Genomic DNA, 13448 nt, shown 5'->3' with positions numbered 1-13448 from the left:
CTTAGCGTGTGATTATAATCTTTGAGGCCGCGTGCCCTTCTGGTGCCTTAAGGCGCAGGAAGTATACACCCGGTCCAACCAAAAGACCTTTACCGTCACGGAAATCCCATAGGGTTTCGTATTCACCCGCTGGAATCTCCTCTGAGAAGAGCCGTCTGACCAACTGGCCGTTGACGTTGTAAATCGAGAGTTCGATGTTGGTGGATACAGGCGTTCCGTAGCGTATCTCGATCTCGCTCCGGGCGATGCTGGTAAGTGCCGCCGTCTGGGTGAAGAACTCATTGGGCAGCACAAATAAGTATACGGTGTCGCTTGTCGAGTTAGAACCGGCGGCGTTGGAGACGGTGAGCCGAACGGTAAACTCCCCTGCCGAGGTATAGGTGTGTGTGGGGTTCTGCTCGGTTGAGGTCCCATTGTCACCGAAGTCCCAAGACCACGAGGTGGGGGCACCAGTGGACTGATCGCTGAACTCTACCTCCATGCGGTGCGTAAGCGGTACGTACCCTATCGAGGGGTTGGCGGTGAACGCCGCCTGAAGGGCCTCGGTAACCGTGATGTAGCCCGCTTTTGTCTCGGTATCCTGCTCGCTCCCGTCAGAAACGGTAAGTGCAACGGTATAGGTGCCCGCGTTCTGGTAGGTATGTGTGGGATTCTGTAGATCCGAGGTTGCACCGTCGCCGAACTCCCATGCCCAGGAGGTTGGGTTGCCCATTGACTGATCACTGAAGGTTACCTCGAGGGGTGCTGTGCCTGTTCTCGGGTTGGCAGAGAAGTCCGCATCCAGAGGCGGAGGAGTGCTGCTTACTACAATGTAGTCGGTTTTGGTCTCTGTGTCCGAGCCGTATGCGTTGGTTGCGGTCAGGGAGACGGTGTAGGTGCCTTCGTTGTTGTAGATATGGGTTGGATTCTGGATTGTGGAGGTTCTTGTATCGCCGAAGTCCCATGCCCAGGAAGTCGGGTTTTCGGTAGACAGGTCGGTGAATGCCACGCTTAGAGGCGCAGGTCCGGAGCGGGGGTCAGCCGCAAAGTCCGCGCTGGGAGCACTACCTCCAACGGTGATGTAGTTGGTTTTTACCTCGGTATCCTCGCCATCCGCGTTCCGAACGGTAAGGGATACGGTATACGTTCCCTCGTTATCGTATACATGGGTTGGGTCCTGGGTTGAGGATGTTCTTGTATCGCCGAAGTCCCATGACCAGGAGGTAGGGTCGCCCGTGGAAAGGTCGGTAAAACTCACCGTCAGGGGGGCGGGTCCTGAGCGGGGATCGGCGGTAAAATCGGCCTCCGGAGCTCCCGGACCAGGACGTCTCGGCGCCTCTATATTAAGCACCCCATCAAAAATTATGGTGTAACCCGCTGGCATTCCGGCAGGCAAGACATACCACGAGGAAGGCAGTGGGTCTGGGTTATTCCCTCCCCAGCCGAAGTTGAGATGCCACTCGTCGTCGCCTGTGGTTTCACGGAAACCGTCGCAGATGATCGAATGTGCATAATTCCAACCTGCGTCCGTGATTCCCAGTTGGGCGGGCATACTGTCCTTCATGTTCTGCTCAAGGATGTCGTAGAAGCCCAGGCTCTCCTCTTCCCTCCGTTGGGCGCGGTTAAAGTCGAAGTAATTTCTGTAAGCATCAGCACAATCGATGTGGGATGCCCCGGAACCCTGGCTTGTGTAGTTCATCTTTACGGAGACTCCGCACGCATAGGAGATGTCCGCGCAAACCGCAAGGGTGGGCGCCCCATCGTTGTAGTCTATCTCAGGTATGCTTGCCGCCGGCGCATCGATAAAGATACCGCGCGTGTTGGTTGTGTAACTGTCTGAATCCGTAAAGATCACCGCATCAGGGTACTGCCAGAAGTTGATGATCTGCCCCATCGCAGTGGCCACACAGCCAACAACGCAGCGGTCGCTCGTAACCGGATCAATCGGGCATTCGTTCCAGTAAGGGGAGCTCTGGTGCCACATACTCTCTACCCAACCGCCTGTCCAGGTTTGTCCTTCAGGCGGCCAGGAGTCTCCTGGGGCAAGCAATGTTAAGTTTCCGGAAAGGTAGTTTCCCCATTGGGTATTGTAGCGAACCTTCACACTCTCAGGTAATATCTCCAGTGCCGCCATACGCATCCTGAGGTCTTCTCTTAACATGTGCAGCAGGAGATTTAATGGATCCTCATCCCAGGGGAAGGAGCTGTTGTTAGAGTAAGCGATAACCGGCACAAGATCGGTGTTCGCCGTTACTACAATAAAACCCTGTGGCTTGAGTTCGAAGACGTAAGCGAGCAACCCTTCTTTATCCTCTGTGTAGAGGGGTCTCATGGTGTTTACGGATAAAGCATAACTCGCGCCGAGATAATCCGCTTTCGCCAGACGCTGGCTTATGGTTTCAATTTGGGTTTCGGTCACCTTTGCAGCGATCTCGGGGCCGACTGGCTCGGCGTGAAGTAGACCTATGAAAACAAGCAGTATAAGCACGCCAGGAGCAAGAAACCTGACTCTCGAACTCTTCAAGATTCCTCCTAGGATGAAATCGTTTACATCCAACTATTTTGCCGAAAGGCAAACCTCAGCCTTCCGAATCTCTATCACTTAAGTATAACAATAAGTTTAGCGACTCAGAGTGTATTGTCAAGACCCACAGCCTCTCCGGTGATGCCGATTTCTTACAGCTGCCTTCCTCACCTGGGCAGCTCGACCCCATTCCCGAGCTTCCACATCAAGGTAAGGTGTCACGGGTTTGCTGCAGGTTACTGTAGGCTTAAGCCTTCAACGATCTACCTTATACGCTGAAGTTCATGCCAGTCGAGTTTTTCTTTTCCGATGGCTATAATCTGATTCGGGTTCAGTATGATCTCGGCGATCCCCTTCCTGGATGTTATCTTCTTACGGATCGTGCATTGTTTTAACCTGAGGAATGAAGGGTTTTCTTCCCACTTCTCAATGCTCTCGCACTCGATCTCGATGTCATTTTCGCAATAAATCCACATCATGACCTCCAGGGTTTACAAGAAGTTTACGCTTGGCATCTCTTATGTCAAGGAGACTGGGATGCTTATGTTTTCGTGTTAAGAATGGATTGTATGTGCTTGACATTCTACCTTGAAGGGAATCTTCAGCACGTCATTGCTCTTTTCAAAGCCCCTTTTTGGTCTGCGTGGGTCTTACTGCTCGCCACTATCCAGCTCTCAGGAAAATCATAAATGGTATATATAACATAAATTAGTTGTTGTTTTTAAGAAAGACAAGTGTTCTTTACCTCAGGATTTTACCCTAGAAAAGAAGGTAGGGTATTTTGCCTATTGACGATCGAGTTATTCTCGCTATCTTCAAACTAGTAAAGAGAAAGAAGAGAGGTGAAAACGGAAGGAATTACGCCCTCCTCCCATACTTATCCGGTGGCTGCTGAGGTTTCCTCGGCAGCCACCCTCCATTTTATTCAAGCGGATAGCAGATATGCTTGGGCTCTGCTGTCTGAGCTCAAGCAGCGCCCAGGGAAGGGCGTTTATGATCTTGACATTCTTCCACTTAGCGTTAGGATAGAAAGGATATGGCACTCAGAAAGGCTCTAAGCAAGCATGAGGCTGAGATTTGCAGGGTTGCCGGGCTTCTGGCCGAGCGCGGCTGGGCCGAAGCCAATGGCGGCAACCTCTCCCTTAGGTTGGAGACCTCCTTTGATCCCATAGGGGAGAGGTTTCCTTTGAACATCCCAAGGCCTGAACTTGAGGGGCACTCGCTTCTGCTCACCACCACCGGCAGCAGGATGCGGGATTTGGCCGAGAATCCTTTAGAGAACCTGTGTCTTGTGGGGATCGTGGATTCCGGCAGCTCTTTCCTCGCAGAAAGCGAAGGAGGAGAAGTAACGAGCGAGTTTCCCACCCACCTTGCGGTGCACGCCCTACTCGTCAAGGAACGCTCTGATCATCATGCGTTACTTCATACCCATCCAACCTTCCTCATCGCTTTAACTCATCTTGTTAAGGACAAGGCTGAGCTCCGCGATACCCTTATTCGTATGTTCCCTGAAGCGGCTCTTCTATTACATGACAACCTGGAGGTCCTCGATTACATAACCCTTGGCAGCGATGAACTTGGCGCCGCAACTGTAGAGGCTATCCGGCGTGTCTGTGGCGTAATCTGGCGAGGGCACGGGCTGGTGGCAACCGGCGCGAACCTTTCATGTACACTTGATCTTGTAGAGGTTGCGGAGAAGGCTGCACGGATCGCTCTTCTTCTCGGGGATAGTAGCAAGGAGTGCGGACTCTCTGATGACCAGCTTAAAGGTATCTACGAGGCCTTTGGGGATTGAAGATCTTGGGATCCACTCGATGTCTCCTGGCTTGACCAGGGCTTTGAACTCACTATAGTTACTCCTGATATGAGTGTAGCTGAACTTATCTCAAGGATCGAGCCTTACATGCGCATCGGTGAAGTGAAGTCTGGTGTGCGATTCATCATCCTGGAGGGGCAGATTTATGAACCTCAAACCGAGAACATTGATACGATCCGTTCGATCTTCAAAGAAGCGGGCTACACCCCATTCTTTGAGCCGAACAAGGGATCACAGACTGCACCTCACCGCTTGAAGGTGGGTCTTTTTTCGCTCCGCAAGCTACGTCAGCGCCACTGGCTTAACTGGTTACTTCTGGGGATCACACTGATCACCACTACAGTTGGGGGTGCCCTCATGGCCCTGGAGAGCATCCCTGAGGGATTTAGCTTCTGGAGGCTCATCTGGATGGTGCTTACCAATCCTTTGATGTTGTTAAAGGGACTGCCGTATTCGTTGGCCCTGATACTTATACTGGGCAGCCATGAGCTTGGTCACTACCTTACCTGCCGCCATTACGGTGTGCAGGCTACCCCGCCCTTCTTTATCCCCTTCCTTCCTCTCTTCGGAACCATGGGTGCGGTGATCCGAATGGGACTTACCCCGAACCGCCGGACGCTTATCCGTATAGGTACGGCAGGGCCTATCGTTGGATTCCTGATAGCGATACCGGTCACCGCAGTGGGCATAATGCTTGCCAGTGTTGATGTGATGCAGCCCGGAACCTTGGAGTTCGGGGAGCCGCTTATCTTTAAGTTCCTGGTGTGGCTTATCAAAGGGCCGCTTGAACCCGGCCAGGAGGTGGTTATGAACCCCTTGGTGACCGCAGGGTGGCTGGGGTTCCTCGTTACCTCTCTTAACCTTCTGCCGCTCTCCCAGCTTGACGGAGGGCACATCGCCTACGGCCTCTTAGGCCGCAAGCGTATCTGGCTGGCACTCGTAACCTATGGCCTTATGGCTGCAGTCGTTGTCGGGACATATGTAAGATTCAGGCAGCTCTCGGTGTGGCTAGTGTGGGCTGCAATAACCCTTCTTATCGGATTCAGGCACCCACCCGCAGAGGACGAGATTACCCCTCTAAAGGCCTCGGATATCCTAATCGCCGTTGCAGCATTCATTATCCTCGTGCTCACCGTTATGCCGATCCCGCTGCAGGTTATCCCTCCACCTCCCTCCTCCTGAGCTTTACTTGACTTCACCAGGTTTTTCCCTAGGATAGCGTCATGTATCCTGTCCTTTTCCAGATAGCTGGTTTTCAAATCCGCACCTACAGCTTGATGCTTTTGCTGGCTTTCGTTGTAGGGATAATTCTTCTCTGGCTTATCCTGAAACGCCGCACCCTTATAGATCCTGCAGTGGTGAGTGACTTTGCGTTCTGGGTAATAATCGGCGTTGTGATAGGAGCACGTCTTGCTTATGTATTTATGCACTGGCCGGAGTTTGCAGATAACCCTGCTGCCATCTTTAAGATCTGGGAAGGTGGAGCGGTCTACTACGGTGGCTTCATCCTTGCCCTTGCAGCCGGTCTTATATATCTCCGTGTAAAGAAGATACCCGTGCTTCCCTTGCTGGACGCAATCGCTCCGGTAATCGCCTTAGGCGAGGGGATCGGCCGCATAGGTTGTTTCCTCAACGGCTGCTGTTTCGGTCAACCCACCGACGTCTGCGGTGTTACGTTCCCGGAGCATTCCTTTGCCTCCTCGATCTTCGGTCCTGGCCACTCGATCTGGCCTACCCAGCTTTTCCAGTCAGGCGGTGGGATTTTACTCTTCGTTATCCTGTTTCTCCTTATGAGGCTTGTGAGGCTTCGTAAGGGACAGCTTTTTGCCATATTCCTCGCAGGGCTTGGCGCTTTTCGCTTCGGGGTAAACTTCCTGCGCTACTACGAGGATACCCTTAACCTGCGGACGAACAACTGGATCGCCATCGGTCTTGTGATTGTAGGAGTTGGTTTAGCCATTTACTTCGGTCGGACTCAGGAGAAGGTGCCCACCCCGCAGTGGGTTGCTGCCGAGCGCAAAAAGATGGCAGAAGCCAGACGCAAGAAGGAACAAGGGAGGTCAAAGAAATCCAAGAAGTCCAAGAAAGCTTCTCGCCGAAGATAGGGGGAAGCCGATGAAGGGAACGCAGGCCCTAAGGGGCGTGTTGTTTGGGATACGGGTGTTACGGGTGGCGGTTGCGGAGTTCTTCTTTCCGTCCGTCTGTCTGGTTTGCGAGGAGGATACAGACGGTGCCCCTGTTTGCGATAATTGCCTTGCTTTGATCCAGCCAATCGAGCGGGGTTTCTGCCAGCTCTGCGGCAGGCCGGTTTCACGCAAGCGCCGCTCCTATATCTGCGCCGAGTGCGTTCGCAAGCCGCTCGCGCTTGCGCGCGTCCGCGCCTGGGCCAGATTCACCCATCCTTTAGACAAGCTCGTATATGCCTTTAAGTATGTCCGTCGCTCCAGGCTGGCGCGTTTCTTCTCGCGCAGGCTTGCTCTCGTGGTGCAAAGTGACGGTTTACTCGGCTCGGCAGATGCAATCGTTCCTATCCCCCTGCATGCATCCAAACGCTGGTGGCGGGGTTATAATCAGAGCGAGTTGCTTGCGCGTGAGCTCTCCAGCCAGACAGGGATCAAGATGCTTGATTGTATTAAACGCAGACGAGTTACCCGCACCCAGACCCGGCTGACGCCCGAGCAGCGCAGGGCCAACGTGGAAGGCGCGTTCAGCATGAGGAGAGGCGCTGATCCTTTGCTCCTCGCAGATCGCAAGCTGATCCTTTTGGATGACGTGATTACCTCAGGCTCAACCCTTGACGCGGCGGCTGAAGTGCTTTTGGACGCTGGCGCTCGTGAGGTTTACGGCCTGACCGTCGGCGGGGCCTGGATAGCAAGATAAACACCCCACAAAGTTACTTCGCTACTTTGTGGGGACCCCGAACAAAATGCTCCTTTTGCCCTTCGGACAAAAGATTACACCTGTACTGCCGCCGGTTTCAGTTCAATCGGTGATACTATTTAATTTAGTTATGTCTAAAAACACTTGACATGGGGGGGGGGATGAGTACAATCAGGCGGACAGCTAAATGAGGGCGAGAGATGGTTCGGGGAGAGAGAAAAACGCGCAAACCTAAAGGAGGTACGAGATGCGCAAAAAAAAATCCTTATCATCGCCGCGGTTGCGGTGATGCTCGTGGACGCTACAAGCGCCTACGGCTATTATGAAGGATGGGACGGCTGGTTCAACTCAGGATTCCTCACCTTCTTAGAGGGCGACCCCTTTGACTATGTGGAAGGTGAAGGCAGGCTTGAGGACCTCACCTCTGGAGACGTCGATACGTTTTTCGTCAGCACTATAACTCCTTCGACTTTCACCTGCGCCACGAGTGGCTGGACCATTAAGCTTTGGCCGGGGGCCAGCGGCTCGAAACCCACAGGTCAAGAAGGCCAAAAGGAAGCCTATAATGGTGCCTGGTCAGGTTATGCGATTCTCACGATCACCGGGTTCCCCCCTGACACCTTTACCGTCGTAGGCACCTGGGCCAGTACCGACCCTTACCACTTCAACTACGACAGCGAGCCTGACCCTACCTACACAGCATGGTGGCGTGTAAGCAACAGTGATCCTGAAGGCATTGAAGGAGAAGGCGGCAGTGCAGGCGAGCGGATACACTACAGTCCGTAAGGAATCCAAACCCTTGGCGCACGAACTAAAAACGCTTGACAAGTTCTAGTTTTCGTGTATATTTCAATGAAGTGTGGGTGACGGACGCTTTTTAGTTCCCCACGGAACCCAAAAGTGCCGGCCTAGCTTACTCTAAAAAATCTAAACGAGGAGAATTAGATGAGTAAGCGTTATATGTATGCATCCCTTATTGGGATGGTTATACTCCTTTCTGCAAGCCCTCTTTTTGCCCAGCCCCCTGATACCCTGTGGACAAAGACCTACGGCGGCGCAATGGAGGATACCGCTTATTCGGTATGCCCCACCTCTGACGGTGGGTACATCATCGCCGGTGTTACCAACTCCATGGGCGCAGGCGACTGGGACGGCTACTTGGTAAAGACCGATTCGGCAGGCAACGTCGAGTGGGAACAAACCTACGGTACTGCACGCGCCAATGGATTTTATGACGTTCTGGAAACCTCTGATGGCGAGTATATTGCCTCTGGATGGACTACTACACTCTTTCCCTTTAGCAACACTGATTTCTGGCTGATCAGGGTAGATTCGTCGGGCGTAACGGTATGGGAACAGATTTACGGAGGCGAGGATCATGATACCGGATTTACCATGGTGCCTGCCCTGGATGGCAACTACCTGGTTGTCGGATACACCTGGTCTTTCGGTACTGGAGGCTCTGCCGATGCGTGGGTCCTCAAGTTCGACCCGGCCACCGGTGATATCCCCTGGCTTTTGGGCAAGAAATACGATCCTGGCCGACCTGAATACAGCGGCGAGCTATTCTTCTCGGGTTGCCAGACTTCTGATGAAAGCTACCTGTTTGTGGGTTGTTCGGGAATTACTCCTCCTGAGAACTGGGATGTTTATGTGGTGAAGACTGATTCAGCCGGTGAGGTCATCTGGGACCAGTTGTACGAATGGGGCAGCTTCGACCGCGGTCACAGCGCTTGCCAGACTCCTGACGGCGGCTATCTCGTTATAGGAACCGCTAATCCGACCGGGCATAGCGATGTTTTGATTCTGAAGCTGGATGAGGCAGGAGATACGGTATGGACAAAATTCTACGGCGGCGAAGGCGATGATAAAGGCTACGGAATATGCCCTTCTGGTGATAGTATGTACCTCATCTCAGCACGAACCTCTTCATTCGGCGCCGGCGGCTATGACCTGTGGGTATTGGCGATAGATACGCTTGGCGACACCCTGTGTACCCAGACCTACGGTGCAGAAGCAGATGAGTGGTGCTATTTCCCTAAGATGAACCCTAATGGAAACTTCATGCTGCCCGGCTTCACCTCTTCCTGGGGCGAAGGCGGCGCCGACTTCTGGCTCCTGGAGTACGGCTACGAGAAGGAACCCGGAGTCGCCGAACAACTAATCGAATCACCAATTCGAATCACAACCACTATCAACCGCCTGGCGTACGATCTCCCCGGCCAAGCTTCCCTTACCCTCTACTCCGCAGACGGCCGCCGCGTGCTTACCGAAACCATCCAGGGCCAAGGCACCTGGACGCCCTCCTCCCAGCCCTCCTCCCTTCCCTCCGGCGTCTACTTCGCCAGGGTTACAACCGAGGGTTACTCGGCACGCACAAAAGTCGTCGTTCTACGCTAACGGAGTTCTATTTTCGGGGTCCCCGCGCGGATGCGCTTGTACCCCCTTAGGGTGAAGCAGACGCGTAGGGTGAAGGCGTCTACTTCGCCAGGGTTGAGGGGGAAACATCACGCAGAACACAGAAGGTTGTTCTCATAAGATAGTAAGCGGGTCGACTTACGCGAAGCGGCGTTTAGAAACGCCAAAGTCAGCCCCTACGTTTTTCTCTGCGATCTTTTGACCTCTGGTCAAAAGGAGCATTTATCCCGGGGTGCATTCAAGGTGATGCCTTCTTGACGTCTAAGTAATCACGCTGTATACTAGTTCGTTGAATAAGACTAAGGAGAGCACGGGCTTTCGCCGAGGGGTTGCAGGATTTTCCCTGGCCACCGGTATCTCACGTCTCACCGGGCTGGCGCGGGAGGTGGTGATGGCTTCACTCTTCGGCGCCGGGTTCGCCAAGGATGCGTTCGAGATCGCCTTCCGCATACCCAACCTTCTCAGAGATTTCTTTGCCGAGAACGCGCTGGCCGCATCCTTTGTTCCGGTCTTCGTTGAGAAGATGCAGGGCGAGGACCGGCGCGATCTGTGGCGACTGAGCAACAATTTGTTCAACACCCTCCTGATTGTGGTCGGGGCATTGGCCGTCCTTGGTGTTATCTTCTCCCCGCAACTCGTATCAGTAATCGGACACGGGTTCAAGGGCATCCCGGGCAAGATCGAACTCACCACCCTGCTAAACCGTATCCTCTTCCCATTCCTCTTATTCATCTCGCTCTCCGCATGGTCTGCAGGTGTGCTGAACGCTCACAACCGCTTCTTTCTGCCCGCGGTAAGCTCGGCGTTCTTCAACCTCGGCTCGATCGCCGTGGCTTACCTGACCTACAACTTCTGGATATCTAAGGGCTTAGATCCGATCGTCGGCATGGCGATCGGTGGTCTGGTTGGTGTCTTCTTCCAGTTCCTTGTTCCCTACATCGCGGTCTGGAGGAGGGGCTATCGGTACAGGCCTTACGTCAACTGGCGCTCGCCTGATCTCGGCAGGGTGCTTAAGCTCTGGATACCGGTAGTTATCGGTCTTGGATTGGTGGAGATTCAGGTCGCGGTTGACACCTTTCTTGCGGCGCTTCTAGAGCAAGGCTCGGTCTCCTGGCTTTCTTATGCCTACAGGGTGATGCACCTTCCTTTGGCCCTTTTCGGCGCAGCTGTGGGAACTGTAAGCCTTACCTTGTTTTCCCGCCAGCGCGCCGAGGGTAATCTGGAAGGACTTGCCTCATCACTCCAGCGCTCCCTGCGAACCATCTCGGTTCTCCTGATCCCTATCCTGCTTTTTGTGATCGCATTCGCCCATCCTGTCATCAGGGTGATCTATCAGCGAGGAGAGTTTGCCCCCCTGGATACAGACTACACGGCCCAGGCCTTGATGCTCTATGTTGCAGGTATCTGGGCTGCTTCCTCTGTGCGGACGCTCTCGGTGGCATTCTACGCGTTCAAGGATTCACGCACCCCCATGTTCGTCAATCTGGGAAGCGTGGTATTGAATATCAGCTTAAACCTCTTGCTTGCCTTTGTGATTCTTCAAACCCGTCGGTTCCGCGCGTTTGCCTTTGCCACCACCTTTTGCTCCTTCTTTTCCATGGGCATCCTTATGACCCTCTTGAAACGTAAGTTGCCCGTCTGGAAGGCAGGCGACCATCCGCTCTACGGTCTGCGCGTGCTTGCCGCGGCGGTGATCGCGTTGCTGCCCATCTATCTGGGCTATCGCTTCTACTTCATTGACAGGATCGAGGGTTTCCTTCCTGTTCTCCTCATGCTTGGGGTAGGATTCGTGCTTTTTGCGCTCATCTACTTCGGACTCGCCAGGCTTTTCGGCATCAAGGAGCTGGGAGGTATCTTGAGGCGCAGGTAGTTTAATCCCCAAGCGAGCCACCTGTGTTCCTGTCGGACACCTAGAGGATGGGTTTGTAGGGGCGAGGCATGCCTCGCCTTTACAGATCTATTGGATAATTATTCAATAAGAAGTTTATGTTCTACCTTTATGCATTCGGGGAATTCTTTTATGAACTGGGTAACCTTATTCACATCACTTTTTTTCTCCAAAGTTAGCTCACCCAAAGCCTTTAACTCTGTCTTGGCCTCTTCGCTGAAATCCATTATTCTATGCAGCTTAATACCTTCCCCCTCAAGTACATCATCTATCTTATCGTTCTTGGCATCCGGCCTGAAAAGAATAAACGCATCCCTTACAGGTTCTATATATCCTTTAGCCTGGGTAGCTTTTACGCATTTATTGAACTCCTTTATGGATTCCCTGATCTGGGTGCAACCAGAAGCGTTGCAATCCATCGCTATCCCGCGTAATTTTTTCTTATGAGGAGGTGCTATTTCACTGAATCCTTCAAAATTTATCCGTAAATTTATCCACTTACCTCCCTCATGTAACTTTGAACTATCCTCCTCATGTTTGTGAAGGATGAGGTGTGCCCCTTCGGTTTCGGCAAACTTTTCCCCGAAGATAGGATTCCCTCCCTTGGGCGTAATAATAAAATCATAACTAGGATATGTCGTTTGTCCATTCACAATCTCTCTATTCACCAATTGGGACATTATTCCCACCATAATACTTAAAGCTTTCTCATTTTTAGCTATCCCCATACTATTAATGTAATATCGTGTCCATACACGCGAGCTTTCTCCATATCTTACTTCTTTATTTGTTTTGATTATGCAGTTGGAGAGCAGGGCTATGAGGTTATACACTTCATTATACTTCCAATTTGCCTTGAAGCGTGAAATACTCCGGGTTTCTTCCTCCTTCTTCTGTTCATTTAAGACCTTTTTTACAGTCTTTGTAATCAATTCCGAGTCATCTCTGCCGTAAAATAACCATGAAAACTTCCACTTCTTGGGCACAATTCCCGAGGCACTAATAAGCCATCTAATTGTAAGTAGACCCAGTATTGCAGCTACTATTATAAGAGTTATATTGCTTATGACTAAAGCGCTTTCCATCAGAAAAGCTCCTGCCTGATGCTATCTAACAAATTCAAATCGCTGTGGAACGCCATCCCTCCTTTACTATGAACGTTTCTTTGGACATAATCTTCTTTTTCAGGTAAATCTACGTACTTCCACTGTGGCTTTGAAGTTATCCATTGAACCTGCTTATCCCTAATCCTTAAGTGACCATTCCCCTGGAGAAACTTGGTGTAAAATTCGCTTTCGCGATCGACAAATAAACCACCCAACAGATACTTCCTTGTGTAGGGAGATGTCTCATCTATTATTTGCTTGTATTCCTCATCTGAGACAAAAGGAAGTAGGGGTCTTAAGTATATAGAAGAAGGGATATCATAGTGCTGAAGGAGCTTCAAGTTCCGCAATCTTTCCTCGAAGTTTGCCGTTCCCTCTTCTATAGAATCTACTGAATGGAAAGAGGATAAAGCCACGCTTATCTTAATAAAGGAGTCGTGCTTAATTAATTCTTTATTTAACATTGCTATTCTCTCAAGGCTGTTTTTGGGGATGCTTGCCTTTGTGGACAAGCTTATTATCTTGCGAAGGGTTGAAAGAGAGCTTAACACTTCGACAGCATCCTCAAAAGCAAATAAATCACTATCACAGCCAGGACAGATCACATCAATACCGTTTACGCCGTCTTTATTTGTCAATACCTCTCTATAATGCAATTGAAACTGATACCCCTTCCATTTCGCGAAGCAATATTTACACTTAAAGGGACACTCTCTATGGGTTGACAGTAGAAGTCTCTTCAGAATAAATCCTCCACATTAAAAGTTTAACTATTTTCCCTCCTCTGTCAACCTCCGGCATACTTCCCCCTCTACTTGGTAACCTTTCGTGGTTACA

At 51.7% G+C, this 13448-nt stretch carries 11 protein-coding genes; 7 read left to right on the top strand and 4 right to left on the bottom strand.

Going from position 1 to position 13448, the window contains the following annotated elements:
• Window position 1: 1 nt before the first annotated feature.
• Both CEE36_00620 and CEE36_00615 read right to left on the bottom strand, forming a co-directional pair.
• The gene (locus CEE36_00620; protein ID TKJ44278.1) at window positions 2-2536 is read right to left on the bottom strand and encodes a hypothetical protein; all 2535 of its coding nucleotides are present in this window, start codon (window positions 2534-2536) and stop codon (window positions 2-4) included.
• Window positions 2537-2766: 230 nt separating this feature from the next.
• A complete protein-coding gene (locus tag CEE36_00615) occupies window positions 2767-2979 on the bottom strand; it encodes a hypothetical protein (protein ID TKJ44277.1) in 213 nt (70 codons plus the stop codon).
• 560 nt (window positions 2980-3539) lie between these two features.
• Between CEE36_00615 and CEE36_00610 the strand changes: the two genes are divergently transcribed.
• The 7 genes from CEE36_00610 (at window position 3540) to mviN (ending at window position 11487) form a co-directional block, all read left to right on the top strand.
• Complete coding sequence (locus CEE36_00610; protein ID TKJ44276.1) at window positions 3540-4298, top strand: rhamnulose-1-phosphate aldolase; 759 nt, start codon at window positions 3540-3542, stop codon at window positions 4296-4298.
• 69 nt (window positions 4299-4367) lie between these two features.
• A complete protein-coding gene (locus CEE36_00605; GenBank protein ID TKJ44275.1) occupies window positions 4368-5501 on the top strand; it encodes a hypothetical protein in 1134 nt (377 codons plus the stop codon).
• A 41-nt stretch (window positions 5502-5542) separates the two neighbouring features.
• Window positions 5543-6424, top strand: coding sequence for a prolipoprotein diacylglyceryl transferase (lgt, locus tag CEE36_00600; GenBank protein ID TKJ44274.1), 882 nt, complete (start codon window positions 5543-5545; stop codon window positions 6422-6424).
• Between the two features lie 10 nt (window positions 6425-6434).
• Entirely contained in the window at window positions 6435-7199 is a 765-nt protein-coding gene (locus tag CEE36_00595) for an amidophosphoribosyltransferase (GenBank protein TKJ44273.1), read from the top strand.
• A gap of 288 nt (window positions 7200-7487) precedes the next feature.
• A complete protein-coding gene (locus tag CEE36_00590; protein ID TKJ44272.1) occupies window positions 7488-7985 on the top strand; it encodes a hypothetical protein in 498 nt (165 codons plus the stop codon).
• Window positions 7986-8144: 159 nt separating this feature from the next.
• A complete protein-coding gene (locus CEE36_00585) occupies window positions 8145-9599 on the top strand; it encodes a hypothetical protein (GenBank protein ID TKJ44271.1) in 1455 nt (484 codons plus the stop codon).
• 286 nt (window positions 9600-9885) lie between these two features.
• Entirely contained in the window at window positions 9886-11487 is a 1602-nt protein-coding gene (mviN, locus tag CEE36_00580; protein ID TKJ44270.1) for a murein biosynthesis integral membrane protein MurJ, read from the top strand.
• 98 nt (window positions 11488-11585) lie between these two features.
• Here mviN and CEE36_00575 read toward each other — a convergent pair whose 3' ends face one another.
• A complete protein-coding gene (locus CEE36_00575; protein TKJ44269.1) occupies window positions 11586-12590 on the bottom strand; it encodes a hypothetical protein in 1005 nt (334 codons plus the stop codon).
• Window positions 12590-13249 (bottom strand): hypothetical protein, encoded by a 660-nt coding sequence (locus CEE36_00570; protein TKJ44268.1) that lies wholly within the window; start codon window positions 13247-13249, stop codon window positions 12590-12592. Before CEE36_00570 ends, CEE36_00575 begins: the two co-directional genes overlap by 1 nt.
• Window positions 13250-13448 lie beyond the last annotated feature (199 nt).

This window comes from candidate division TA06 bacterium B3_TA06 (assembly GCA_005223075.1).
Lineage (GTDB): Bacteria > Hydrothermota > Tepidihabitantia > B3-TA06 > B3-TA06 > B3-TA06.
The sequence above is the reverse complement of the archived record's forward strand: the minus strand, read 5'-3'. Positions and strand labels throughout refer to the sequence as shown.